Below are 25377 nucleotides of genomic sequence, written 5' to 3'. Positions count from 1 at the left end.
GTCGAGACTAGCGCAGACCTCGGAAGCGGATGAACAATGCACCTTTCTGAGGGTATACTCCGGTCAGTCTAACGACCCCGAAGAACGAACACCAGGACCGCGACGATAGGGAGATTCCATATGAGCCTCAGCCCCAACTCCGTTCTCGAGCAGCTGGAGCGCCGCATCGCCGAGCGCTCGATCCTCCAGCACCCCTTCTATCAGGCGTGGAATGCCGGCGAGCTGACTCGCGACCAACTGGCCGTCTACGCCCGCTTCTACTATCCCCATGTGGAGGCCTTCCCGGGACATCTGGAGGCTGCGGCGGAGCGCACCGACGACGCAGTGGTGCGGGCGGAGCTGCTGGACAATCTGCGCGAGGAGCGTAGCGAGCCGCGGGCCCACCCGGAGATCTGGCTGGACTTTGCTGCGGGACTGGGCTTGGACAAGGATTCGGTGACCCAGGCCGACGCGGCGCCGGCAGCCCAGGCCACCGTCGACACCTTCCGACGCCTGTGCACCAGCGACACCGCCCAGGCGCTGGCTGCTCTGTACTGCTACGAGAGCCAGCAGCCGGAGGTCTCCCACACCAAGGCCCAGGGGCTGGAGCGCTTCTACGGCATCGCCGACGAGCAGACCGTCGAGTACTTCACGGTCCACCAGGAGGCGGATGTGCGCCACCGTGAGGGCGAGCGTCGCTCGCTGCTGCGCTGCCTGGAGAACGGCGCCGACGGCGAGGCCGTGCTGGCCGCCGCGGACCAGGCTCTGGATGCCTATTGGGGACTGCTGGACGGAGTCTGTGAGGAAGCCGGCGTGGAGAACGTCTGCTGATCGAAGCCTTCGCTAGCCGCTCCAGCTGCTAACCCCGGCGGTGGCGAACCACCGCCAGCATTTGCGCCACCACCTCCTCGGCGGTGGCGCTTGTGCTATCTACCCGGTGGTAGCTGGCATCGCAGGTGAGGGGTGAATCGCCGCGGCTGCTGTCCTGATGGTCCCGCTCCGCCAGCTCTTCGGCCACCTTCTGCCGCGACGGTGCGTCGCCGCCGCTCTTTTCTTGGAGCTGGAGAAAGCGCCGCTCCGCCCGCACCTGGGGATCGGCTTCTAGGAAGAATTTGAATGGGGTCTCGGGAAAGACCCGGGTACCGATATCCCGGCCTTCCAGCACTCCCCCGTGGCGTTCGGCGGTGGCCCGCTGCAGCGCCACCATGCGCCGGCGGACGCCGGGATGCACCGCCACGGCGGAGGCGGCGGTGGATACCTCCGGGGTACGAATGGCCTCCCCCACCGGCTCACCGTCCAGTAGGACCTCGTAGGAGCCGTCGGGCCCCCGCCGGAGCCCGATGTCGGTCTGCTCCGCCAGCGCCTCCACCGCCGGACGATCCGCCGGATCCAACCCCTCCCGGAGCGCCTTGAGCCCCAGGGAGCGATACATCGCCCCGGTGTCCAGATAGGGCACGCCGAGGCGCCGGGCCAACTCCCGGGCGGCGGTGCTCTTGCCGACGCCGGAGGGCCCGTCGATGGCCACGACGAGTTGCTCGCCCCCGCTCATCGCCGTCCTTTGCCTCCCGGGCGCCGGCCTCCGGAGCCTTTCCCTCCCGAGCCCTTGCCGCCCGAGCCCTTACCGCCAGGCCCCTGGCTACCCGTCCCCCTCCTGGCAGGTCCTTTCCTGGCGGGGCCCTTTCCGGAGGGGCCGCGCCCTCCGGGTCCCTTCCCGCCGGGCTTGCTCCCAGAGGGCCTACCCCCTCGAGGCTTGGCGCCACCGGGCTTGCCCCCACCGGATCGCTGGCCGGGGGCTTTGCCGGTCTTCTTGCCACCGCGCTCCCGATCGTCCTTGGGCTTCGGCGGGCGGCCTCGTTTTCCACCGCTCCCCCGTTGTTTCGCCGGGCGCTCCCGCACGCCCTTGCGCAGGCTCTCGACTTCCTTTTCGGTGAGCTCCCGCAGCTTGCCCTGGGGCAGATGATCGTCCCGCACGGTGCCGATGGCCACCCGGCGAAGCTTGAGCACCGGATGCCCCACGCGTAGGAACATCTCGCGAATCTGGCGCGTGCGGCCCTCGGTGAGGCTCACCGTCCACCAGGTGTTCTCGTCGCTGGCCACGGCCTTGGGCAGGGGCCGGTGCTCCACCTCCGCCGGCGCGGTCTTGCGCCCCTCGATGGCGATCCCCTCCCGTAGCCGCCGCAGGGCGATGGCGTCGGGTTGTCCCTTGACCTTGACCTCGTAGGTCTTGGTGCAGCCGTAGCGGGGGTGGGCGACGCGGTGGGCGAACTCGCCGTCGGTGGTGAGGAGGATCAGGCCGGTGGTCATGAAATCTAGCCGCCCCACCGGCACCAACCCCTTGTGCAGCGCCGGCGGTACCAGGTCGAGGAGGGTTTCCCGCCCCTCCGGATCCGAGACGGTGCTCATCACCCCGGAAGGTTTGTGCAGGAGCAGATAGAGATGGGGGGCGGTCATGGGATGGATGCGCTTGCCGTCCACCTTCACCGCGTCCTTCTCCAGGTCCGCCCGGTCCCCGAGGGTGGCAACCTGGCCGTTGACCGTCACCAAGCCCTGGCGAATCATCTCCTCGACCTTGCGCCGCGAGGCGACACCGGCCCGGGCCAATACCTTTTGCAGGCGTTCCTCACTCATGGGTGGTTCCTTCCTCGGGATCCTCGGGATCTTCCAGGTCCTCGGGCTCGTCGGAGTCTTCGGACTCGTCGTCGAGTTCTTCGCTCTCTTCCAGCTCCTCCGGCTCGGTGTCCCCATCTGCGAGATCATCGTCTGCGAAGTCACCCTCCGGGGGACCCTCGCCATCCGGAGCCTCCGAACCTTCTTCGTCGTCTTCTTCTTCCGCTTCCGCCGCCTCGTGCTCCAGAGCCTCCGCCAGCTCCTCCGCCCGGTCTTCCCGTTCCTCGTCCCGCTCCTCGATCTCCGCCGCTTCCCGCAGCACTTCCTCTTCGAGATCGGTACCGCCGAGAAGCTCGCCCAAGCCCTCGCCGGCGAGGGCCTCTTCGAACTCCTCCAGCGGCGGCAGGTCCTTCAGGCTCTTGAGGCCGAAGTGCAAGAGGAAATGCTGGGTGGTGGCGTAGAGGAAGGGGCGCCCCACCACCTCCTTGCGGCCGGCGATGCGTACCATGCGGCGCTCCAGGAGCGTCTTGAGCACGCCGGAGGGATTGACGCTGCGCAGCTCCTGGATCTCCGGGGCGGTAATGGGCTGGCGGTAGGCGACGATGGCGAGGGTCTCCAAGGCGCCCATGGAGAGCTTCTTGGAGGCGCCGGACTCGAAAAAGCGCCGTAGCCAGTCGTTCATCTCCGGTCGGGTGATCAACCGCACGCCGCCGGCCACTTCCTCCACCATCACGCCGCGGCCATCCTCGCCGGACTCGGCGGTGGGGGTATAGCGCTCCAATACCGTGGCGAGAGCTTCCTTGGCGGCGTCCTGCTCCTCCTCGTCGAAGAGCCCCAGCAGACGGGCCCGGGACACCGGTTCCGGAGATACGAAGAGCACGGCCTCCAGGGCCGCCTCCATTTCTTTCGATTCGCTCATCCTTGGATGGTCTCCAACTCCTGCTCCTGGATCTCGCGGGTGGTCCGGTAGAGCAGGATCTCCCCGGTCTCGGTCTGGTGCAGCCGCACCAGGCTCAGCTTGGCCATCTCCAACACCGCCAAGAAGGCGGCGATGGCCTCGGCGCGGCAGGATAGCAGGCGCAGGTCGTCGAGGAAGTCCAGCGGCCGGGCCGGTTCCAGCCGATCCAGCAGGCGCCGTAGCTGATCGCGCACGGAATAGACCTCGCCGCGCAGATGGATCGGCGGTGGGTGCTCCTTGTCATAGCGCACCAGCACCTGCTTGAACGCCGCCAGCAGATCGTAGAGGGAGATATCTCCCAGCTCCATCTCGTCCTCGGCCAGGGGGTCGAGGCGCGGCGGGCGGGCCTGGCGGGTCCACATGCCCAAGCGTAGGCGCTCCACTTCCGCCAGCTCCTGAGCCGCCTCCTTGAGCCGCCGGTATTCCAGCAGCCGCTGTACCAGCACCTCCCGTGGGTCCTCCTCCGGCTCGCCGTCTTCGGTCTTGACCTTGGGCAGCAGCAGCCGGGACTTGAGCTGGATGAGCAGCGCCGCCTCGTAGATGAACTCCGCGGCAATGTCGAGGTTGAGCTCCTCCATCAGGCTCAGGTACTCATGGAATTGGTCGCAGACCGTGAGCACCGGGATGTCGTAGATCTCCACCTCATTGACCTTGACCAGGTGCAGGAGGAGGTCCAGCGGCCCTTCGAAGACCGGCAGCTGAACCTTCCACTCCTCCGGCAGCAGGCTGACCGCGGGCTTCTTCACGCTCGGAACCTCAACGGGAAGCGTCTCAACGGGAGGAATCCGGGCCGGCGGGCGCGCCAGCGGTGAGAGAAGGTACCGGCGGCAGCGGGTCGCGGAGGCCCCGCAGCACGCCTCGAGCCTTGGAGATCACGGAGCGCAGATTGCCGCGGAAGAGCTCCCGCAACGCCGCTGCCGGCAAGGTCACCAGGTTGGCGAGAGCAAAGGCGAGGATTCCCCCCATTCCCTCGTGACGACGCACGTAGATGGCGTTGCTGCGGCCGGTGTGGAAGGTTTTCAGAGGAGTGTAGGAACCGGCGGTGGAGGCCGCCACCTTGTGCCAAAGCACGCTGGCAGGCTCGTAGCGCAGACGATATCCGGCGTCCAGAGCTCGGCGGCACCAGTCGGCGTCGTCGACATTGATGAAGTAGGCGGGGTCCAAAGGCCCGACGGCCTCCATGGCGTCCCGGGGCACGAGCAGACAGCAGGTGGTCAGGTAGGTGACGTCCCGGGGCTGGCTCCAGCGCGGTCCATCAGGCTCGCCGCGGCCAAATTCCTGGGTGACGGTCTCCCGCAGCCGTAATCTTCCACCCGCGGCCCACAGCCGGTCCGCCGGATCGGCGTAGAAGATCTTGGGCCCGGCGGCGGCGACGGCGGGATCGGCACAGGCCTCCAGGAGCGGCTGGAGAAAGTCGGGATCGACGTCGACATCCGTGTTGAGGAGCAGAATCCAGCCCACCTCGGGATCCTCGAGAGCCCGCCGAATCCCCACCTCGTTGCCGCCGGCGAAGCCGAGGTTGGCGCCGGTTTCGAGAATGTCGAGGTTGGGACGCTGCCCCCGGATCCGCTGCACCGAATCGTCGGTGGAGCCGTTGTCCACCAGCAGTGGCCATAGGTCGTGGCCCTGTACCCGGTCGAGGGATTTCAGGGTGTCGAGGGTATCGCCGGCGCCGTTCCAGTTGACCAGGACGACGGCGATTCGGGCAGCAGGATCGCGCATGAGCTAAGGAAGCTCCGAGGAACGGTACACGGGGATGATGCTCGGGTGGTGGTAGGTGCAGCCGACTCCGTCCACAGAGGGCCGGCGGCAATCATAAAGAGGGAGTATAGCGCAGCCGCGGGCCGTGCCCAACCATGTTTCGCTGCTCGGGAGCGTCCTGGCCCCGGAGGCCCAAACTCGATGATTTTGCTACCCTACCAGCCCGGCCGGCTCACAGAATAAGTATGCGACCGTAACGATTCCTCCCGAGGACACCCGATTGATGACGACTCCTTTGTCCCTAGCCCCTTCTTCCCCTCCCTCTCAACGCTTCCAGGCGGTGACCCGCCGCAACGTTCATCGGCTGCCCCAGTGGTCTTCGTTGCCGGAGCCTCTGCGGGAGGCGGTGGATGTGGTGGCCCGGGTGCTCCCTTTTCGCTCCAACCGCTACGTGGTGGAGCACCTCATCGACTGGCAGCGGGTGCCGGAGGATCCGCTCTTTCAGCTCACCTTTCCCCAGCCCGGAATGCTCGAGCCGCAGGACTTCCAGCGCATCCGGCGACTGCTGCATCAGGGTGCCGGCCCCCGGGAAGTCGAGGCGGCGGCCCAGGAGATCCGGCAGCGGCTCAACCCCCAGCCGGCGGGCCAGCTGAGCCACAACGTGCCGACGCTGGACGGCCGGCGGCTGCAGGGACTTCAGCACAAGTACCGGGAAACGGTGCTCTTCTTCCCCGCCGCCGGTCAGACCTGCCACGCCTATTGCACCTATTGCTTCCGCTGGGCTCAATTCGTCGGCCCGGCGGAGATGCGCTTCGGCGGCCGAGAGGTCGAGGATCTGGTGAGCTACCTGCGGCTCCATCCCGAGGTCACCGACGTATTGATCACCGGCGGCGACGCCATGATCCTCAAGGCCCGGCTCCTACGGCGCATCGTCGAGCCGCTGCTGGCCCCGGAGTTGGAGCACGTACAGAATATTCGCTTCGGCACCAAGGCCCTTGCCTACTGGCCTCAACGATTCGTCACCGACGAGGATGCGGACGATCTGCTGCGCCTGCTGGAAGAGATCGAAGCCGCCGGCCGCCACGGGGCGATCATGGCCCACGCCAGTCACCCGGTGGAGCTGCAGCCTTCCATCGCCCGTCGGGCAATCTCTCGGCTGCGCGGCACGGGAGCGCAGATCCGCATGCAGGCGCCGGTGGTGCGGCGGGTCAACGACGCCCCCGAGCCCTGGGCGGAGCTGTGGCGGGAAGGCGTTCAGCTGGGGATGGTGCCGTACTACCTCTTCATCGAACGGGACACCGGGCCGAAGCGGTATTTCGAGGTACCGTTGGCCCGTACTCTGGAGATCTTCCAGCAAGCCCACCGCCGGGTCTCGGGCCTCGCCCGCACGGTACGGGGACCGGTGATGTCGGCCTTCCCCGGCAAGGTGCGCATTGCGGGGGTGGAAACGATCCATGGCGAACGGGCCTTCGTCCTAGAAATGCTCCAGGGCCGCTCCCCGGACTGGGCCGGCCGCACCTTCTTCGCCCGCTACGATCCCCACGCCACCTGGCTCGACCAGCTCCAGCCGGCCTTTGGGGAGGAGTGCTTCTTCTTCGAAACGGAGGGCGTCTCCCCTGGGGCGGGTCCCCCTCCTCCTACTCGTCTAAGAAGTCTCTGAGATCGTGATGAGAACAGGTGCCAACAGGGCTTGTTCACCCCGAGCTGTTAGTAATGAAGCTGGGCAGACCAGGTCTTCTCACCATCCCAGTTGGCGATGAGATACTTTCCATCGACCGTACGCCCATCTTCTGACACGGTCCCGTGGTAGTAGTGAAGATCACCGGGCTTGTACCGCTCGACGTAGACGTGATCTCCTGCGTAGTGGACCTTCATCTCATCACCGGCATAGTGCTTGAAATGTTGTACATCCTCGCCTTCGCCGCTCGTGCGGGTCCACTCGCCCGTGTACTTGCTCTCTTGGACGTCCCACTCTCTCGAGTTTCTCGGGTCTAGACGTGTCATGGTCAGCCTCCTCTTTGTAGTTGTTCATCGGTTTCGAGGGACACTGACGAAAGACAACAGCCGCCTCGCCGCGGCCTGATATATCGCTCTTTTTTCAGCTCTAATTGTACCTTTTTATATTGAGCAATTCCACCCAGAAAGCCGATCAGCAAGTCTCGTTCAGCAAGCTACCCGGAGCCGGTGGGGTCGAATCGAGCACGGCGCGAACCCAACCCGAAGGGCGAGGAGCGACCGTAGGGAGCGGAACGTTTGAGCGCCGCGCGGAGTTCGACCCCACCGGCGGAGGGAGGGATGCGGTTCCACAACCGCGTGGATGCCCGCGTCCGCGGGCATGACGGGGGGTAGCTGGATCTCTTGTCAGGTCGCAGGCGGTAGCTGTGGGTCAATCGAGGCGGTCATTCAACTCCGCCAGCTGCCCATCCGCCAAGCGTAGCGAACGAGTCTCGAGGACGAGGGCGAGGATCTGGGCCGCCAAGGCTGCGAAGAAGGCCACGGCATGGGTCCACGGTGGCGCCATCTCCAACATCGCCGCCGGCCCCAGGAGGAAGAGCACCAGGAGCAGGATGAGCGAGGTCGCCACCGCCCAGGTCACCGGCCGGTGGCTGCGCCAGCTCCAGGGGGCTTCCGTCAGGCCCCCCGCCTCGGCGCCGCGGCGGAGGGTCTTGGACAGGAAGGTCAGATAGAGGGCGATCCAGCTATGACCGAAGAAGAGAGCCAGGATCACCGCCATGGACTGGGCCAGGTGCCGCTGCAGCTCCGGGCGCGTGTCGCCGACCCGGTAGCCGTCGATGCCCACCCAGACCAGGCCCAGCGTTCCCAGCACGCTGAGAATCAACACGATGCGGCCGAATCGATCCTTCATCTTCCCATCCTTCCTTCTACGGCTCTTCCGGCTCGGACTCGGACTCGGTTTCTACTCCTGTTTCCAGGACCGGCGTTCCCAGGACCGGCGTTTCCAGGACCCGATGTTGCCACAGCTTCGCGGCGTGCCGGGGACGATAGTGATGGTCGAGGCGGGTGCGGCCGGCGCGACCTCGAAACCAGGCTTCCTGGGCATCGCCTAGGGCATGGTCCAAAGCCTCCGCCAACGCCGAGACATTCTCCGCCGGGACCACCCAGCCGGTCTCACCGTCCACTACAACCTCCGGGATCCCGCTCACCCGGCTGGCGATCACCGGCACCGCCGCCTCCATGGCCTCCAGGATCACCAGCGGCATCCCCTCGTAGGTGGACGGCACCACCAGAGCCAGGGCGTCCGCCAACAAGGTGCGCACCTCGCCGGCGCCGCAGCGACCCAGGAAGCGTACCTGCTCCTGGAGCTCCAAACGCCGCACCACCGCCTCCAAAGCCGCCCGGTGCTCGCCGTCGCCGGCGATGAGCAGGCGAGGCCGGGGGGAGTCGCCCTCGGGAGACCGGTCCCGCAGTGCCGCCAGCGCCTCCAGGAGCGTCTCCACTCCCTTGCGGATGCGCAAGCGGCCGACGAAGAGGAGATATCCCGAGGTCTCCCCCTCCAAGCCGGGGCACGGTTCCGGGGCGACCTCCAGGCCCCCGGTAACGTTGGGCAGTACCGCCGCCGAGGTCACACCATAGTCCTCCCGCAATTCCTCCACCGTACGGGCGCTGGGCGCCAGAACCTGATCCGCCAACCGAGCCGTCAGTCGCCCCAGGAAGATCTGTAACGGCGCCTTGAAACGGCGGAAATGAATCTCCTCCGAGCCCGGCTCGCCGATCTGTCTCGTCCCCTCCGGTGAGTCATCCCCCGGTGAGTGATCCACAAGTGGCCGCACCGCACGGCGCTCCCGCACGTAGCTCACCTGGAGCAACGCCACCAGCTTCGGCCGCGGCCGCCGGAGCAGGGCCAAGAGCGGCCGCAACAGGACCGTGAGCAGCGCCGCCAGGGCACCGTCGCTCTCGTGCACCTGCACCACGTCGGGCCGGAAGCTCCACAGCCGGCGGGCGGTGGCGGGAACCACCGCGAGGGGAAAGAGTACCTTGGGGCCGCGGGCTCCGCCGGCGCCCCGCCCCAGAACCTCGACCTCCAGACCCCGCCGGCGCAGTCCCGCCGCCAGCTGCAGCACCTGCTCGCCGACGCCGGAGATGTCCTGCGGCGGCAGCGTGTTGGCGATGAGCAGAACTCGGGTCATGCCGCGATCTCCGCGCCCAAACGCTCCAGCCGTGCCGCCACCCGCCGAGCCAACGCCGGCAACTCTCCCGCCGCCAGCCGCGCCCGCAGCTCCGGGGCATCCTCCGCCGCCCGTTCCAGCCAACGCTGGTCTCTGCCCAGATCCGCCGCCCGCAAGCCCTCCCGCCCCGCCTGGCGAGCCCCCAGCAGATCCCCGGGGCCTCGCTGCTCGAGATCCAGCCGCGCCAGCTCGAAGCCGTCGCCGGTGCCCGCAAAGGCCTCCAGGCGCCGGCGAGCGTTCTCCTGCAACGGGCCGTGGACGGCGTAGCAGAACCCCGGCTCCGCACCCCGGCCGACCCGGCCCCGCAACTGGTGCAGCTGGGCGAGACCAAAGCTCTCCGCCGCTTCGATGAGCATCACCGTCGCCGACTCCACATCCAGCCCCACTTCCACCACCGTAGTGGCCGCCAGCCAGCGCACCTCACCGCTGGCAAAGCCTTGCACCGCCCGGCGTTGCTCCTCCCGGCTCAAGCGGCCGTGGAGCACCGCGCCGGCATGCGGGGTCCAGGCTTTCTCCAATCGCTCCAACGCCGTCATCAGCCGGCTCTCCCCCCGCCCGCCTTCGATGGTGGGAAAAACCGCGTAGATCTGGGCTCCCTCGTCCAAGCGAGCCTTCAACCGGCGCAACAAGGTTCGGCGTTGCCGGCGGGGCCATAGCTCGGTGGTCACCGGGCTCCGCCCCGGCGGGCCATGGTCCAAGACCGAGATCTCCACATCTCCATGGAGGGCCAGCGCCAGCGATCGGGGAATGGGAGTCGCGCTCATCAGCAGCAGGTCGGGACGATCCTCTCCTTCCACCAGGCGTCGGCGCTGGTCGACTCCGAAGCGATGTTGCTCGTCGATGATCACCAGACCGAAGCTTGGCAGATCATCGCGATGGATCAAGGCGTGGGTGCCCACGAAGAGCCGCGGAGCGTCCGAGGTGGGCAGCGCCCCCGCCTCGGCGGCGGTGACCAGCATCACCTCCGCCATCCCCGCCAGCCAGCGCTGGGCGGTGGCATGGTGCTGCTCCGCCAGTAGCTCGGTGGGAGCCATCAGGGCCACCGAACAGCCCTGTCGCAAGACCGCCGCCGCCGTCAGCAGGGCCACCGCGGTCTTGCCGCTGGCCACATCCCCCTGGAGCAGCCGAACCATGGGAAACGGGCGTTCCAGATCGTCGAGAATCTCTTCCAGTGCAGTCTCCTGGGGTGAGGTCAGAGAGAAGGGAGCCAGATTCCTGAGATCCAGCCGCCGGTCGCGCCGCGAGGCCTCATCGAGCCCCGGCGAACGACGCTTTTCGAGCTCGCGCCGACGCTGTCGCAGCTCCTCCAAAGCCAGCTGCCGTTCCACCAGCTCACCATAAACCAAACGGTACCAGCCCGGGGTACCGCGGCGGCGCAGGAGCTCGACCTCGCAGCTCTCCGACGGCCGGTGTACTTCCTCCAAAGCGGCTCCGAGGGCCGGGAGCTCCCGGCGCTTGAGCAGATTCTCCGGCAAGGGGTCCGGGAGCTTCGGAAGGGGCTTCAGGCGGTCCAGGACAGCCTCCATCAGCGTGGCCATGCGCGCCGGTCCCAGATCCGCAGTACGGGGATAGACCGGGGTCACCGCCGGCCCCTCCCCCTCGGGGTCCTCCAAGGCGGGGTTGAGCATCTCGAAACCGCCGCGGCCCTGGCGCACGTCGCCGCATAGGAGTACTTCGCTCCCCTCTTCCAATCGCTGCATCAGATAGGGTTGATTGTGCCAGCGCACGTCGACGCTCCCCCCGCCGCCGGTCACCCGGGCCAGCAGCAGACTGCGCCGCCGGCCGCGGCCCCGGGGATGGATCAGCCGCGGCGCTTCAAGAGTGCCCCTCACCGCCAGCGGGCCTTCGATCTCGACGGCGCCAGGAGCCAGGGGACGGCGGCGGTCCCGATAGCCGGCGGGCACCACGGTGAGCAGGTCGGCGATCCGTTCGAGGCCCCCTCCAGCGAGCTTGCCGGCGGTCTTGGGACCAACGCCGGGCAGCACCTCGAGCGGTTCATCCTCGAGGTCGAGACCGGACACGATGTCGATGGCGATGCTAGGAAAGCCCCGGAACGGGCTCAGGAGGCTTTGAAGGAGGTGTTCACCATGCCGAAACGCAGCTCGTCGCCGTCCTTGACCTCGGTAGGGACGCCGGTCTCCAGACGCCGACCGTTGACGAAGGTGCCGTTCATGGTGCCGATGCCTTCGACGACATAGAATTTGTCGCCCTTGCGGTACACCTTGGCGTGGCGGCGGCTGGTGGAGCGCTGGCTGTCCACCGGCGTGAGGTCGATGCCGGGGTAGATACCGGTCACCGGATCCTTGCGGCCGACGGTGGTCTCGTCCCCCAGGAGCAGGAAGAACTCCATCCCGGACTTGTCGTGGATCAGCCGCTCGGTGCCCAGCTCCCGATTCATCTCGTTGTCCGCCGCCGCCAGATCCGAAGCCATGGACGCCCGGCTGCCGGTATCGCCCAAGGTCTGCTTGAGCAAGCGATCCGCGTCCCGCAAGCGGCGGGAGAATTTGCGCATGATGCGAATGGCGATCTCCGGCTCCTTGCGCAGCATCTGGACGAAGGTGGAGCCGTTGATGCGCAGCAGGCGGGCGTCGGTGGCGGCCCGGGCGCCGGCGTTGCGGGGCATGTCGTCGAGCAGGGACATCTCGCCGAAGAAATCCCCCTTCTCCATCACCGCCAGGCGCTTCTGCTCGCCCCCCACCTCCTGCAGGATCTCCACCTTGCCCTCGTGCACGATGTACATCTCGGTACCGAGGTCGTTCTGGTGGAAGATGAACTGGCCGGCGGGTACATCGATGGTGTGCTTGGCCGGCGAGCTCTTTCCGGTGGCACGAAACACGGGCTTATTCATCAGGCGTTTTCCTTCGTCGTGAACCCTTCGTCGTGAAACGCTGTCACTAGCCCGGGCCGAAGATCAGACTCGCCTCGTCTGAGCTCAGCCGCGCGCGCAGCCCCAGGGGTAGGGTCAGGTTCGGTGCGCTATGACCGCTGGCCAGCCCCGCGCCGACGGGGCCCGGTACCTGGTGCAAGTTGATCTCTTCCAGCTGTTGCCAAGCAAGATCGGGAACTCGTTCGCTATCCGCCCAACGAATATGCCCCACGGCCATTCCAGCTAATGCCCGCAGACTACCCGAGAGGCGCAAGTGGGTCAACATTCGATCGATCCGGTAGAGGGGCTCCGCCACCTCCTCCCAGAAGAGGACGGCACCCTCCAAATCCGGGGCAAAGGGAGTGCCCAGGCTCGCCGCCAGCAAGCTCAGACAGCCGCCCAAGAGTGGGCCTTCCACCTCGCCGGCACGGCTCCAATGAGGCAGGGGGTAGCGCTCGGGAATCTCCCCCGCCAGACAGCCCAGGAAGGAAGCTTCCTCCTCCGGCTCCAGGCCCCGAGCTAGGTCCGCTGCCACCATGGGGCCGTGGAAGGCCACCAGGCCCAGCCGTTGCACCACCAGATTGAGAAAGGGAGTGAGGTCCGAGTAGCCGACGTAGGCGCGGGGGTGGGCTGCCAGGAGATCCCAATCCAGCCGCGGCAGCAGACGCTGCAGACCATATCCCCCACGGGCGAAGACAATGGCCTTCAAGTCGGGATCCCGGATCAGCGCATGGAAGGCCTCGAGACGCTGCTCGTCGTCCCCGGAGAAGAGGCCACAGCGGCAGTCCAGGTTGGAGCCCAACACCGGCTCGAAGCCGAGGCCGCGCAACGCCTCGACCCCCGCGTTCAGCCGCTCCGGATTCACCGGTCCGGACAGAGCGGCGATGCCCACCCGATCTCCGGGCCGGACTGGAGGAGGTAGCTGGGGGGACACTAAGCTGGCCATTGGGAACCGGTGTTGAAGAGATGTGAAGCGGAGAGCTCCATAAGCCGAATTCTGTCTCCCCGGCGAACCGGGTTCGTGGTCATTCCTCTAGGACCGCCGTTGCCGACGGCCTCGAGCAACCTACCCGGAGACGGCCATGGGACGAGCCCATGAGCGGGACGGACGACCCGCGCTCCGCCTCCCTATTTGGTCTTGCTCCGCATGGGGTTTACCGTGCCTCGCGCCGTCGCCGGCGGAGCGGTGCGCTCTTACCGCACCCTTTCACCCTTACCGGCTGCCCGAAGGCTGCCGGCGGTCTACTCTCTGTTGCACTTTCCGTCGCGTCGCCGCGCCTCGCCGTTAGCGAGCATGCTGCCCGTGGGAGTTCGGACTTTCCTCCCCCCGCCCTGGCGCCTAGCGCCTAGCGGGGAGCGACCACCCGGAGCTCTCCGATGGAGGAGTCTAGCAGCTCCCAGTCGAAACGAGAGCGTCGATCACGAGTCCTTGCCCATCAGGGTGGCAAGGGCCGCGCGGATGCGCTCCATCAGGCCAGGCCCCTTCTCCGGCTCCTCCTGATGCTCGATGCGCTTGAGACCGGCACCGGCGATGGGATGGTCCGGCGAATGCTCCAGGACTTTCTCGAACTGCAGCTTGGCTTCCTGTAGATACCCCGCCTCCTCGCAGGTCAGCGCAAGGCTCAGCCGATGTTCCACCGCGTGGGGCTCCAGATCCACCGCCTTGCGGTAGTTGTCCACCGCCTGCCGCACCCAATTGGGATTCTTGGTCTGCACCTGCGCCAGCATCGCATAGTGCTCAGCCTTGGGCTCCCGGCGAGCGGCTTCCCGCAACAATTCATGCGCTGCGTGGTACTGCTGATTGGCCACCATCTGGCGGGCGCGCTCGAAATACTCCCGCGCCAGCTCCTGCTCCCGCTCCTGGGATTGCTCAGGAGACTCGTCCTCGGGGATCAAGCTCACCAGATTCTCGGCGTTGTAACGTCCCCGCCGGGAAGGATCACTGAGGGTCAGGTAGGCCTCTGTGGCGCGCTCGAAGAGCAGATCCAAGACCACCGGCCCTCCGGCCAGCTGGAGGCGCCCCTTGTGCTGCGGATGCACCAGCCGCGCGAGCTCGTTGTAGCCCACCAGGACCTTCTCCAAGGTGGCATCCGGCCGCACACTCAGGAGCTCGTAGAAATTCTTCTCCCCGAGGCTGGCGAAGAGTTCGCCGATGCGCTCCCGGTGATCTTCCACCTCCAGCGTCACGGGCTTGGCCTCGAGTTCCCGCCCTACCCGATCCAGGAACCGGCCCACCACGTCCGGATGCACCCGTCGAGCATCCGGGGTGGGGGTTCTGGCGCCCCGGGGAACGGGATCCTCCGGGGTTTGCACCAGGCCCAGGGAGCGCAATCGGGCGAGCCGCACCACCGGTCCTGGAGTCTGCCCTACCTGGCGGGCCAGCTCCCCCACCGCCATGGGCGACTCGAGGCGGGAAAGGAGGAAGGCTTCCTCCGGCTCCAACCAGGTGAGCTCCTGGGAGACTTGGCCCTCCGACACCGCCACCCACCGCGAGGTCTCGCCCCCGAGGTCCGCCAAGAGGCTCTCCACGGTGCGATCCATGACCGCCGACTCCATGATCAAGAACCCGGTAGGCAGCGGTCCAACCAGCTGCTCCGGCAGCTGATCCTCCCCCTCCTGGAAGCCGAACTTCTCCCCTTCCAGCTGATGCAGGAATTTGGCGATGCGCCGGAGCAGCCAGCGCAACTCCTGCGCCGCCTGGGCCACCGGGTTGTCCTCCCCGGAGCGTGGCCCCTCGCGCAACAACGAGGAGAGGCTCTCACCGCCTTCGCCGGGTCCCTTCAGAAAAGCCGACATGCGCTGGGCCAAAGGATGCCCTTGAATCAGATGCAGCTCGCCGTTCTTGAAGTAGAAGCGTCGAACTTGCTCCCCCTGGAAGACTTCCAGGATTCCGGACTGGCGTTTCTGGTACAGCGTGCGGAGGAATTCCAGCAGGGAAGGATTGCCCGCACGGGCAGCAGAAGGAGGGGATGGCAGGACCATTGGGGAGGATTTTATCAGCAGCGGCCGGCGATGCCGAGGCCCGCCTCGATTCGCACGATGGCGTGGCGGATCAGCTCTCCTGCCGCAGCTGCTCGAAGACCTTCTCTCCCACCGCCGGTCCGAGCACCGCCTGCAGCTCCTCTCGGCTCGCCTCCCGCACCTCCCGGAGGCTGCCGAAGTGCCGCAGCAGCCGCTTGCGGCGGGTCGGGCCGATCCCCTCCAAGGAGTCCAACGAGCTGGTGAGGGTGCGTGCCTTGCGCCGGCGGCGGTGGCGGGACACGGCGAAACGATGGGCCTCGTCCCGCACCTGTTGGAGCAACCGCAGACCAGGGTCAGAGCGCTCCAACCGCAGCGGCTCCGGACGCTGAGGGAGGTAGACCTCTTCCTCCCGCTTGGCCAATCCCACCACCGGCGTCTCCTCCACCCCCAACAGGGCCAACGACTCCAGGGCGGCGTTGAGCTGCCCCCGGCCCCCGTCGATGAGAATCAAATCCGGCATTTCCCCCACCTCGTCCAGCCAACGCCGATAGCGCCGCTCCACCGCCTGGGCCATGGCGGCGAAGTCATCCTGGTCCCTCAGGCCGCGGATATTGAAGCTGCGGTAGTCCTTCTTCTGCATCTTCCCCTCCTCCCACACCACCAGCGACGCCACCATTTCCCGGCCCTGGAAATTGGAGATGTCGAAGCCCTCGATGCGCCGCGGGCTCTCCGGAAGATCGAGATTCTCCCGCAGACTGGCCACCGCCGGCCCGTGAAGATCCCCCAAGCGAAACCTCCGCCCGTGGGCGAGCTCGGCGTTGCGCTGGGCCAGGTCCACCCGATGAGCCTTGGGGCCCCGCACCGGCAGCCGCAGGTAGACCTTCTCCCCCTTGCGCTGGGACAGCCAGTCGAGGAGGGCCTCGTCCCCCTCAATGGGCGCCGGCAGGTGGATCTCCTTGGGAATGGAGGTGGTGCGGTCGTAGATCTGTGGCAGCACCTCGTCCAGCAGCGCACCGGTGGAGATGTCGCCGATGCCTTCCCAGAAGAGCTCCCGGCGGTCCAGGACCTGCCCGCCGCGCATCACCAACACGGTCACCGCGGCGTTGCCGCTGGCGACATGGACTCCATAAGCGTCCAGATCCTCGCCCTGGGTGGACGAGAGCTTGCGCCGCTGGCTCAGCACCTCCACTTCCGCCAACGTGTCCCGCAGCTGCGCCGCATCCTCGAACTCCTCCTTCTCCGCCGCCTGCCACATGCGCTCCTTGAGCCGTTTGAGCAGCGGGTCGGTGCGCCCGGAGAGGAAGAGCCGGGTCTCCTCCACCGCCTCCTTGTAGGCCTCCGGCGTGGTCAACCCGTCGACGCAGGGTCCGAGACAGCGGTGCATGTCGTAGTACAGGCACGGCCGCGGCATCTTTCCGTCGATCTCGATGCGGCAAACCCGTACCTGGAAGAGCTTCTGCACCAGCTTGATGGCCTTCCGCGCCAATCCCCCAGGAAGGAATGGTCCGAAATACTGCGCTCCATCGTCGAAGATCCGGCGAGTGAAGGCGAGACGCGGATAGGGGTCGTCGGTGAGCTTGAGGTACGGATAGGTCTTGTCGTCTCGCAGCAGGACGTTGTAGCGCGGCCGCTTGTTCTTGATCCAGTTGTTTTCCAGCAGCAGCGCCTCGGCCTCGGTGTCGGTGATCAGACAATCCAACTCCGCCGCCTCGGCGAGCATCACCTCCAGCCGCGGCTCGTGATCCCGCGCCAGATAATTCGCCGCCCGCTTCCTTAGCGACTTGGCCTTGCCGACATAGAGCACCTTGCCCCGGGCGTTCTTGAAGATGTAAATCCCCGGCCGGTCCGGCAGCTCGCGGATTCTCTCTTCGACTTTCTCAGCGACCACGGTTCTCTACCCCTTCCAACTCTCAAAGGCTTGATACCCATGCCTCTTCATATTCTTGGTGAGGAGCCGGCCGCCCATCGGGGCATCACCCGGAGCCGGCCTCGTCGATTCGAGCACGAGCGCTTGAGCAACCCGAAGGGCGAGGAGCGACCGCAGGGAGCGGAACGTTAGAGCGCCGCGCGCAGAAACGACGAGGCCGGCGGAGGGAGGGCAAGAGATGAGCGCCGCGCGCAGAATCGTTCCATCCGGCGCAGGGCGGAGTAGCGGACGAGCATCGCGCGCAGAATCGACGGAGCCAGTCGGGAACGGGCTCAACCTTCAGCCCGCATAAATCTGCAGCTCCCGCAGCTCCTTGACCTTGTCCCGCAACGCCGCCGCCTGCTCGAATTCGAGCTTCTTGGCGGCTTCCTTCATCTTCTTCTCCAACATCTCGATCTGCTGCGCCAACGGCAGCTCCGAGCCCTCCGCCACCTCCAACAACGCCGGCCGCTGGACCGGGTAGTAATCGAGATTGGCCATGGCCACCAGCGGACTGTGAATGTCCTTCAGGATCGTCGCCGGCTCGATGCCGTGCTCCTCATTGAACTCCTGCTGCAGCTCCCGCCGCCGCTGGGTCTCATCCATCGCCGCCTGCATCGACCGCGTCACCCGATCCCCATAGAAAATCACCTGCCCATGCACATTGCGCGCGGCGCGGCCGGAGGTCTGCACCAGAGAGGTCTCCGAGCGTAGGAAGCCTTCCTTGTCCGCGTCGAGGATCGCCACCAACGAGACCTCTGGGATATCCAACCCCTCGCGCAAGAGATTGATCCCCACCAGCACGTCGAACTCTCCCCGCCGCAAGGAAGTCACGATCTCCACCCGTTCCAGCGTGTCCACATCGCTGTGCATGTAGCGCACCCGGAAGCCCAACTCCGTCAGGTATTGCGACAACTCCTCCGCCATGCGCTTGGTCAGCGTGGTCACCAAGACCCGCTCCCGGCGATCCACCACCCGGCGAATCTCTCCCACCAGATCGTCCACCTGCCCCTGCGCCGGCCGCACCACGATCTCCGGATCGAGCAGCCCCGTAGGCCGGATCACCTGCTCCACCACCACCCCCTCCGTGCGCTCCAACTCCCACGGCGCCGGCGTCGCCGAGACATAGATGCGCTGCCCTACCCGCTGGTCGAACTCTTCGAATTGCAGCGGCCGATTGTCCAGCGCGCTGGGCAGCCGGAATCCATAATCCACCAGCGTCTGCTTGCGGGAGCGGTCCCCGTGGTACATCGCCCGCACCTGCGGAATCGTCTGGTGGCTCTCGTCCACCACCAGGAGGAAATCGTCGGGCAGATAATCCAGCAAGGTCGGTGGAGCCTCCCCCGCAGCCCGGCCGCTCAGGTGACGCGAGTAGTTCTCGATGCCGTGGCAATAGCCGATCTCCTGCAGCATCTCCAGATCGAAGCGAGTCCGCTGCTCCAGCCGCTGGAACTCCAGGAGCTTGCCCTCGTCACTGAGCTGCGCCAGCCGCTCTGCCAACTCCAGCCGGATCGTCTCGATGGCCCTTTGCAGGCGGTCTTTGGGAGTCACATAGTGGGTCTTGGGGAAGATCGAGACCTTGTCCAGCTCCTCCAGCGCCTCCCCCCGGAGCAGATCAAAACGCTGGATGCGCTCGATCTCGTCGCCGAAATACTCCACCCGTATCCCCACGTCCTCGTAGGCCGGCTGGATCTCCAGCACGTCCCCACGGACCCGAAAGCTGCCGTGGTAGAGATCCATGTTGGTGCGCTCGTATTGCATCGCCACCAGCTTCGACAGCGCCACCTCCAGCCCTTCCTCCTGGCCCCGCTCGAAAAAATGCAGCATGCCGAAGAACGCCTCCGGCGAGCCCAGGCCGTAGATGCACGACACCGACGCCACGATGAGCACGTCCCGACGGTCGAAGAGCGCCTTCGTCGCCCGCAAGCGCAGACGGTCGATCTCATCGTTGATGCTGGTTTCCTTCTCGATGTACGTATCGCTGGCCGGAACGTAGGCCTCCGGCTGGTAATAGTCGTAGTACGAGACGAAATACTCCACCGCGTTGTTGGGGAAAAAGCTGCGGAACTCCTGGAAAAGCTGCGCCGCCAGTGTCTTGTTGTGGGAGAGCACCAGGGTCGGCCGGTTCACCGCCTCCACCATCTTGGCGATGGTGTAGGTCTTTCCCGACCCCGTCACCCCCAACAGCACTTGTTCTTTGTCTCCTCTTTCGAGCCCCTCCACCAGGGATTCGATGGCCTGCGGTTGGTCGCCTTGGGGAGTAAACGATGAGATCAGCTCGAAATTCGGCATAGCGGTCGATTCTACCTCGCTCCGACTTTCCCCACCACCTCGAGTCGGGCTCCCCGGATCCCGCCTCCCCGGACCATCGTTCAGCTCCTCCCCCATCTCGGCCGGGCCATGAGCCGGAATATTTGTAGCTGTTGTATTCTTGAATCACTACTTATCCGAGTTGAGATTCCCGGTGACTTCTTTTCGGTTCAGCCGAGGATCCGAATGAGCCCTCTTGAGCCCATTTCTCGCTCTCTTACGAGAAGGATTCACCTATGCCGCCGAAACCAGTGCCTGCTCCCCAACTCCAGCCAGTAGACCTGGAGATTCACGTCGCCACTCCTTGGGGCCGAGGACAGCGCTACTTCGAATTCACCCTCAACTCCCCTTCCGGCAGGGTTGGCTTCTATCGAGAACCCATTCGAGGCAAGCCCATCCACGATCCCGAGGCCTTCCGACGGCACCACTTCGAGCAATTGGAGCTGCTCAACCGGGGCTACGACGTAGATGGCGATCCGCGGATCGGAGAAGAGATTGCTCGCGACCTCGTTGGTCTGGGCCAAGACCTCTACCACCAGCTCTTTCCTAGAGAGCTCCAGACCATCTATCGAAGCGTTCGAGACCAAGTGAGGACGCTCCTCGTGGTTTCCGACGAGCCTTGGATCCACTGGGAGATGGTGCATCCTCCGGATGAAGGCGACTCCTTTTTGTGCCTGCGGCATGTCTTCGGTCGCTGGCTCGCCGGGGAGCGGCCCCTGGCTCCGGATCGGCAGATCGAGAATCTACTCTTCATCCAGGGTGGCGATGACGAGCAGCTCCAGGGCACAGGATCAGAACGTCAGTTCCTCGAAGATTTCGCCCAAGAGATCGACGGCCTGCACTTCTCCCCAGCCACCGCGCAGGATTCGTCTCAACTCATCGACCTTCTCCAGAGCCAGAGCTTCGACCTCCTCCACTTTGCCGGCCACGGCCAGCACGACCCCAAGCGCCCTAGCGAGGCCAAGATCCTCCTCTTCGACGGATCCTTCCGCGCCCGCCAGCTCACCTCTTCGGTACAAGCCAAGCTCGAAAAGAATCGTCCGCTGGTCGTCTTCAACGCCTGCCAGGTAGGCCAGATCGGCCAATCCCTCACCGAGCTCGACGGCTGGGCCCACCGCTGGATCCAGCGGTGCGGCTGCAGCGCCTTCCTGGCTCCGGCCTGGTCCGTCGGTGACCAGAGCGCCCTGGCCTTCATCAAGGCCTTTTACAGCAGTCTGCAAGCAGGCCAGCTCCTCGGCGAAGCCGTCTTGCAGGCTCGTAGGACGCTCCACGAAAAGGATCCCGGCAACCTCGCCTGGCTGGCCTATCGTCTCTATGGTTCGCTGAATGCTCAGATCGTCCTCGGAAGCCTGCCCAGACAACCAGAGCTAGCGGCCGAAAAGGTAGCGCAAAGCGCCCCAGAGAGGGTTGTCGGTTCGCCGCCAACCGCCTCCGCCCAGCTCCCAGAGCCGGCTCGCCCACCCGATGCACCGCCCAAACCACAGCGCAGCCCGGGCGACACCTCGAGGCCCTCGCCAGCGCGGGCCATGTGGCGGCGCCCTCCGATTCTCATCGCCGCCTGGGCGATCGTGCTTCTCGGCGCTGTCGTCGTCTACCTGAGCGTTCAGCCCGATGACTGGGACCCCGGATCAATCCAGCAAGGACCGGTCTCGGAAGAGGCTTCCGATCCTGTTGACGAAGCAACAGAGAAACAGCCCACCCCCAACGAGAGCGCGAGCAGCCCCGAGCTTCCCAACGCCTCGGAACAGCCTCAGGCCAATACCTCTCCCTTCTCGACCTTCGAATCCAAGCCCCTGATCCCCGGCAAGGTCGTCCTCGTGGCCCTCGACCAGCACAGCGGCCAGGTCAGCGAGAAGCTCCGGACTGCCGTGCGAGCCGCCCTGGCCGGTTCGGCAGCTTCGACCCCGATTGAAGCCCCGTTGACGACCTCCCTCGCGCAAGACCTGATCAACGGCTACCGAGCACCGAATGCTCGAGACGGGGAGACCCCATGGGGAGCGGAGTTCTTGCTCGTTGCCGCTGGCGACTACCGGGAGTTGTCCGGAGCTTCCCAGGACTACTACGAAGTTAGCTTGACCTTGTCTTTAGAGTTGCGGGCCATTCGCGATCAAGCCGTAGTGGTCCAACAACGACAAACCACCACAGGAACCGACGTCAGCCTAGACGATGCTCTGATCATGGCCGCTGAAGCAGCTCTTCGGCCCATGCTCCCCTACCTTTCACCAGGAGACGCCTGAGGGGCCGCCAGGACGGGCACCCCTCGGAGCCAGCGCACTCCAGCTCTAGGAACTACAGCCGGAGAACACCCCATGACCACCCCCCTCACCACCTTCGTCCGCCAGCTCACCCCCGAGGCCGCCGAGGCTAGCTCGGAGCTTTTCGAGGAGGTCTGGAGCGCGCTGCGGGGAATGTTGGTGCGAGAGCTCAAGCGGCGGGGCAGCTGGACCGCGCCGCCGAGTTACTTGGGCATCGTGGGCTACGACCAATGGACTTCCCTGAGAAGCGACGCCGACGCCCTCGATGAGCTGGCGGCCCAATGCTTCGAGTTCATCTTTGTCAAACGCCTCAAAAGCCTGCGCAAGCAGGCGGAGGTCAAAGACACCATCGACGGCATCGTGGCCCTCAACATCCGCCACTTCCTGCTCGAAGTCCAACGGGACAACGATCCCCTGGGCTTCCGAGTCTTCGAGGTCCTGCGGCGGGTGGTCCAGCACCAGCTCGAAGGGGGCGGGCTGGTGCTGGTGCAGGGCGATCCGCGGGTGCGCAACGACTCGCTGCTGGCGCGGGTTCCGGGATTGACGCCGGACCTGATGCTGGCGGTGGATCCCAGCCCGCTGGCGGAGCGCTGGAGCGGTGCCTATCTCGATCCCCTGGTCACCGCCTCCCACCGTGAGCTCTCCGATCTCGTCCAGACCCTGGGCGACGAGCTCAAGGATTGGCTGGAACCGGAACGGCCGGGCTTCCGGTTCGGGGACCTCGCGGCGCCCCTCAAGCAGAAAGTCCGCGAGGGGTGGGCTGGGCGGCTGGCGGAAACGGTGTTCAGCATGGATCGAGCCATTCCGGAGGATCCAGCCAAGGCCGCGGAAGCCCAACGCCGCTTCATTTGGCTGAGCCAATGCGTGCAGAAGGCTCTACAGCACCTGCAGCTTCGAGCCAAGACCCGACGCTACTTCGAGCGGCTGTGGAAGTTCCTGGAGAGCTTCGCCGCCGAAAGCCCTGAAGTGAAGGAGCTGAAGACGGACGACAGCGAGCTACCCTCCTATCGGGAGCTTTCCAGCCTGCTGCAGATCCCGCGGGAGCGCATTCCGGGACTTTTGGAGACTCTGGGTGAGCGATTGCGGGAATGTCGGGAGACAATGGACTCATTGCCTCAGGAGACGCCGCCTCAGGAGACGCCGATGCACGATCCATCCTCGGACAACTCGCCCCGCCAACGCGCCCAGGCCGCTCTACGCGCCGCCCTGGCGCAGGAGCGGGAGGGCGAGTCCGATGCTCCGCGGCGCCCCGGCGACATCGTGTACCTGCCCGAGGCCGACGTCCCGGGAGTGTCCTGGCTGATCCTCGAGCTGGCGGCGAACAGCGAAACCTTCTTGTGTGCGCCGGTGGATACCGTGCCGCTCCTCGGCCCTGACGATCTGCCCCTGCCGGAGGAAGCTTCCGACGAGCCCTGGGTTCTCCGCAACGGCTACCGGCTGCCGGCGGCCCGGCACCTCCTCGACCAGGCTCGTCTCGTCTCCCAGGTGGATCTCCCACTGCTCCACGCAGCCCTGGCGAGCCCCGATGCCGAAGGCCGGTTGGTTTCAGAAGAAGACGACCCCACCTACCGCGAATGGCTCGAAGAGGGCCCGGCCGAAGCTCACCGAACACTCCGACAACAGCCCTTGCCCTTCCGGCGGCCGTCCGATGACCGGCCGTCCGAAAAGCAGCGGTTCTCAAGGCCGTGGCTGCAATGGGTGGCGGCGATCCTGGCGCTGGTAGCGGTGGGCCTCGGCGTGCAGGTCTATCAGCTTCAGACCACGGTGGACCAACTCACTATGCCCATCTTCAACCCGCCCTACGGTGAGGTCAAATTCGAGATGGGCTCTCGCGGCACTGACCAGCTGAAGATTCGAACCGGAAGCCCGCGGATCGAGGTAGGTCTCATTCTCTCCAGCATCGACCCGGTGCCGGCCGCATACCGCATCGACCTCCTCGCCCCCGATGGCCAGCTCATTCGCCGCTATACCGGTCTCGAAGCCCACGACTCCTTCACCCTGCCTCTCCTCTCTGCTGAGATCGAGGGCTACTCCAAGCTGAGCTTCGAGGTCTATGGGATCGACGAGGAGGGCGAGGAGACCCTGTTGAGCGAGCGGGAGGTTCTCCTCGTACGATCCGAGGAAGACTGACAGCGGAAGCGAACAAACCCCGGTCCCGCCCGCGATGGACGGAACCGGGGTCCCACCTTGGTGATGGACAGAGAGCCTCAGATCCCCGAGTCACTCCGAGTCAGCCGGATGCGATAGGCACCGCCATCGGCACCCTCCAGGCGCAGGTAGTAGCGACCGGGGACGAGGATCACCTCCAGCGTCGAGGTCCGGCCACCGTGAGCCCAGTTCTGGAGACTGCGCCCGCTGCTGTCAAAGAGGGTTCCGAGGAAAGCCCCGGAGGCCTCGATGTCGAAGCGGATTCCCTCCAAACCGTCGACGCGGAAGGAGTAGTAATCCTGGTCCACGGCGAGGCTGGCGTCGTCGAAGCGGCCTTCGACGATCTGATCGGCACCAAAGTCGGCGGCGCAGAAGATCAGGTCGTTGGCGGGCTCGCCGGCGGCGCAGGGAATCGCCTGCACTGACAGGCCGTTGCCAGCTCCACGGACCGGCTGGGCTTCCGGATCCTCCACCTCCGTGCCGTCACCGGGACCGCCATCCTTGGAGTCGAAGCTCCAGCCGCCGCGGTCGGACTCCACCGTAACGGCGAGGCGGTAGGACTCCATTTGGCAGCCGGGGCGCGGCAGCAGAATGGGCTGGGCTTCCGGGTCTTCCACCTCCGTGCCGTCCCCGGGACCGCCGTCCTGGCCGATGACGTTCTGCATCCCGCCGGCCCTCTGGCGACCGGAGTACACCAGCGGCTGAGCTTCCGGGTCCTCCACTTCCGTGCCGTCTCCGGGATCACCGTCCTGGCCGATCAGATTGAGGAAGGTTCCGGTCGAATAGGCTGCGGCGAGGCAGGAGTCCCGAGGACCCAAGATGGGCTGGATCTCCGGATCTTCCACTTCCGTGCCGTCCCCGGGACCGCCGTCCTGGCCGATGATCCGGCTCAGCCGAGCGGCTCCTGAGTAGAGAATCGGCTGGGCCTCCGGGTCCTCCACTTCCGTGCCGTCCCCGGGACCACCATCCTTGGCCTGGAAGAAGAGCTCCTCGGCGGCAGGGAAGAGGTAGGTGCTCACCCGCAGATCCAATCCTTCCACCGCAGCACGGGGCGCCACTGCGCCGATGCGCAAGAACAACGTTCCGGGCTCCTCCACCCGCACCACGCCGCGGCCCAAATAGGTGCCAGGGCTGGCGGTGACGAGACTGGAGTCATCGCAGTCGGGGGAGAGGAATTGCAGCCAAAAGGAGTCGCCGGCAGCGGCAAAGTCCGCCGACGCCTGGACGGCGAGCCAACCGGCCGCTGGAATTCGAACCGCCAGCACCTCCGAGGCGATGTCCGGCGCGCCGGTAGACGACCAGATTTCGCCGGCGTCGAGCCACTGAGCCTGGTCGCAGGCTGCCGAGTCTGCCGTAACCGTCGAGGGGAAAAACGATGCGAGAACGCCCAGGATCAGGGCGAGGGAAAGTCCAAATTTCGAGAACGATGCGTTCATGATGCCTCCTTGGGGCGGGAAGCCCCGGGGTGAAAAAAGGCCCGGCATCGAGCCGGGCCACGT

20 protein-coding genes and 1 other RNA gene are annotated in these 25377 nt (G+C 66.1%); 4 read left to right on the top strand and 17 right to left on the bottom strand.

Annotated features, from left to right (window positions below):
* The first annotated feature begins 120 nt into the window (after positions 1–120).
* Positions 121–810, top strand: coding sequence for a CADD family putative folate metabolism protein (locus SX243_08330; GenBank protein MDY7092963.1), 690 nt, complete (start codon positions 121–123; stop codon positions 808–810).
* 28 nt (positions 811–838) lie between these two features.
* Here SX243_08330 and cmk read toward each other — a convergent pair whose 3' ends face one another.
* The 5 genes from cmk to SX243_08305 are packed head-to-tail and all read right to left on the bottom strand — an operon-like array spanning position 839 to position 5266.
* Positions 839–1528, bottom strand: a complete 690-nt coding sequence (gene cmk, locus SX243_08325; protein MDY7092962.1) for a (d)CMP kinase — start codon at positions 1526–1528, stop codon at positions 839–841.
* Positions 1525–2607 carry a pseudouridine synthase gene (locus tag SX243_08320; GenBank protein MDY7092961.1) on the bottom strand — a complete coding sequence of 361 codons (1083 nt, stop codon included), beginning with the start codon at positions 2605–2607 and terminating at the stop codon, positions 1525–1527. Before SX243_08320 ends, cmk begins: the two co-directional genes overlap by 4 nt.
* A complete protein-coding gene (gene scpB / locus SX243_08315; protein MDY7092960.1) occupies positions 2600–3505 on the bottom strand; it encodes an SMC-Scp complex subunit ScpB in 906 nt (301 codons plus the stop codon). Before scpB ends, SX243_08320 begins: the two co-directional genes overlap by 8 nt.
* Complete coding sequence (locus SX243_08310; GenBank protein ID MDY7092959.1) at positions 3502–4290, bottom strand: segregation/condensation protein A; 789 nt, start codon at positions 4288–4290, stop codon at positions 3502–3504. Before SX243_08310 ends, scpB begins: the two co-directional genes overlap by 4 nt.
* A gap of 25 nt (positions 4291–4315) precedes the next feature.
* Complete coding sequence (locus SX243_08305) at positions 4316–5266, bottom strand: glycosyltransferase family 2 protein (GenBank protein MDY7092958.1); 951 nt, start codon at positions 5264–5266, stop codon at positions 4316–4318.
* 262 nt (positions 5267–5528) lie between these two features.
* On the opposite strand from SX243_08305, the gene SX243_08300 reads away from it, so the two are divergent.
* Entirely contained in the window at positions 5529–6905 is a 1377-nt protein-coding gene (locus SX243_08300) for a lysine 2,3-aminomutase (protein ID MDY7092957.1), read from the top strand.
* Between the two features lie 47 nt (positions 6906–6952).
* Here the strand turns inward: SX243_08300 and SX243_08295 are convergent, their stop codons facing one another.
* The 11 genes from SX243_08295 to SX243_08245 form a co-directional block, all read right to left on the bottom strand.
* A complete protein-coding gene (locus SX243_08295) occupies positions 6953–7249 on the bottom strand; it encodes a hypothetical protein (GenBank protein ID MDY7092956.1) in 297 nt (98 codons plus the stop codon).
* 382 nt (positions 7250–7631) lie between these two features.
* Positions 7632–8111 (bottom strand): hypothetical protein, encoded by a 480-nt coding sequence (locus SX243_08290; GenBank protein ID MDY7092955.1) that lies wholly within the window; start codon positions 8109–8111, stop codon positions 7632–7634.
* 16 nt (positions 8112–8127) lie between these two features.
* Complete coding sequence (locus tag SX243_08285; protein MDY7092954.1) at positions 8128–9393, bottom strand: glycosyltransferase family 4 protein; 1266 nt, start codon at positions 9391–9393, stop codon at positions 8128–8130.
* Entirely contained in the window at positions 9390–11453 is a 2064-nt protein-coding gene (locus SX243_08280; protein MDY7092953.1) for a helicase-related protein, read from the bottom strand. The genes SX243_08285 and SX243_08280 overlap by 4 nt, the downstream gene beginning before the upstream one ends.
* 38 nt (positions 11454–11491) lie before the next feature.
* A complete protein-coding gene (locus SX243_08275) occupies positions 11492–12280 on the bottom strand; it encodes a cyclic nucleotide-binding domain-containing protein (protein ID MDY7092952.1) in 789 nt (262 codons plus the stop codon).
* A gap of 46 nt (positions 12281–12326) precedes the next feature.
* Positions 12327–13190 (bottom strand): LD-carboxypeptidase, encoded by an 864-nt coding sequence (locus SX243_08270; GenBank protein ID MDY7092951.1) that lies wholly within the window; start codon positions 13188–13190, stop codon positions 12327–12329.
* A 79-nt stretch (positions 13191–13269) separates the two neighbouring features.
* Positions 13270–13674: RNase P RNA component class A (gene rnpB / locus SX243_08265), an RNA gene on the bottom strand.
* Positions 13675–13717: 43 nt separating this feature from the next.
* A complete protein-coding gene (locus SX243_08260) occupies positions 13718–15280 on the bottom strand; it encodes a DnaJ domain-containing protein (GenBank protein MDY7092950.1) in 1563 nt (520 codons plus the stop codon).
* Between the two features lie 70 nt (positions 15281–15350).
* Positions 15351–17147, bottom strand: a complete 1797-nt coding sequence (uvrC, locus tag SX243_08255) for an excinuclease ABC subunit UvrC (protein MDY7092949.1) — start codon at positions 17145–17147, stop codon at positions 15351–15353.
* A gap of 318 nt (positions 17148–17465) precedes the next feature.
* Positions 17466–19457, bottom strand: coding sequence for an excinuclease ABC subunit UvrB (gene uvrB / locus SX243_08250; GenBank protein ID MDY7092948.1), 1992 nt, complete (start codon positions 19455–19457; stop codon positions 17466–17468).
* Positions 19458–19705: 248 nt separating this feature from the next.
* Positions 19706–20062 carry a hypothetical protein gene (locus SX243_08245; protein ID MDY7092947.1) on the bottom strand — a complete coding sequence of 119 codons (357 nt, stop codon included), beginning with the start codon at positions 20060–20062 and terminating at the stop codon, positions 19706–19708.
* Between SX243_08245 and SX243_08240 the strand changes: the two genes are divergently transcribed.
* The gene (locus SX243_08240) at positions 19958–21712 is read left to right on the top strand and encodes a CHAT domain-containing protein (protein ID MDY7092946.1); all 1755 of its coding nucleotides are present in this window, start codon (positions 19958–19960) and stop codon (positions 21710–21712) included. The genes SX243_08245 and SX243_08240 overlap by 105 nt on opposite strands.
* Before the next feature lie 72 nt (positions 21713–21784).
* A complete protein-coding gene (locus tag SX243_08235; protein MDY7092945.1) occupies positions 21785–23860 on the top strand; it encodes a hypothetical protein in 2076 nt (691 codons plus the stop codon).
* A 77-nt stretch (positions 23861–23937) separates the two neighbouring features.
* Here the strand turns inward: SX243_08235 and SX243_08230 are convergent, their stop codons facing one another.
* Positions 23938–25314: a hypothetical protein gene (locus SX243_08230; protein MDY7092944.1), complete on the bottom strand. Its 1377-nt coding sequence runs from the start codon at positions 25312–25314 to the stop codon at positions 23938–23940.
* Between the last annotated feature and the right edge of the window lie 63 nt (positions 25315–25377).

The organism is Acidobacteriota bacterium, from assembly GCA_034211275.1.
In the GTDB taxonomy this organism is placed as follows: domain Bacteria; phylum Acidobacteriota; class Thermoanaerobaculia; order Multivoradales; family JAHZIX01; genus JAGQSE01.
Note: the sequence above shows the minus strand (reverse complement) of the source record. Positions and strands in the feature narration are given on the sequence as shown.

Bases quoted from the DNA above. Each gene is read 5' to 3' on its own strand.
- SX243_08330 (MDY7092963.1), top strand. From the start codon at position 121: ATGAGCCTCAGCCCCAACTCCGTTCTCGAGCAGCTGGAGCGCCGCATC.
- cmk (MDY7092962.1), bottom strand. From the start codon at position 1,528: ATGAGCGGGGGCGAGCAACTCGTCGTGGCCATCGACGGGCCCTCCGGC.
- SX243_08320 (MDY7092961.1), bottom strand. From the start codon at position 2,607: ATGAGTGAGGAACGCCTGCAAAAGGTATTGGCCCGGGCCGGTGTCGCC.
- scpB (MDY7092960.1), bottom strand. From the start codon at position 3,505: ATGAGCGAATCGAAAGAAATGGAGGCGGCCCTGGAGGCCGTGCTCTTC.
- SX243_08305 (MDY7092958.1), bottom strand. From the start codon at position 5,266: ATGCGCGATCCTGCTGCCCGAATCGCCGTCGTCCTGGTCAACTGGAAC.
- SX243_08300 (MDY7092957.1), top strand. From the start codon at position 5,529: ATGACGACTCCTTTGTCCCTAGCCCCTTCTTCCCCTCCCTCTCAACGC.
- SX243_08295 (MDY7092956.1), bottom strand. From the start codon at position 7,249: ATGACACGTCTAGACCCGAGAAACTCGAGAGAGTGGGACGTCCAAGAG.
- SX243_08290 (MDY7092955.1), bottom strand. From the start codon at position 8,111: ATGAAGGATCGATTCGGCCGCATCGTGTTGATTCTCAGCGTGCTGGGA.
- SX243_08285 (MDY7092954.1), bottom strand. From the start codon at position 9,393: ATGACCCGAGTTCTGCTCATCGCCAACACGCTGCCGCCGCAGGACATC.
- SX243_08275 (MDY7092952.1), bottom strand. From the start codon at position 12,280: ATGAATAAGCCCGTGTTTCGTGCCACCGGAAAGAGCTCGCCGGCCAAG.
- SX243_08260 (MDY7092950.1), bottom strand. From the start codon at position 15,280: ATGGTCCTGCCATCCCCTCCTTCTGCTGCCCGTGCGGGCAATCCTTCC.
- uvrB (MDY7092948.1), bottom strand. From the start codon at position 19,457: ATGCCGAATTTCGAGCTGATCTCATCGTTTACTCCCCAAGGCGACCAA.
- SX243_08235 (MDY7092945.1), top strand. From the start codon at position 21,785: ATGACCACCCCCCTCACCACCTTCGTCCGCCAGCTCACCCCCGAGGCC.
- SX243_08230 (MDY7092944.1), bottom strand. From the start codon at position 25,314: ATGAACGCATCGTTCTCGAAATTTGGACTTTCCCTCGCCCTGATCCTG.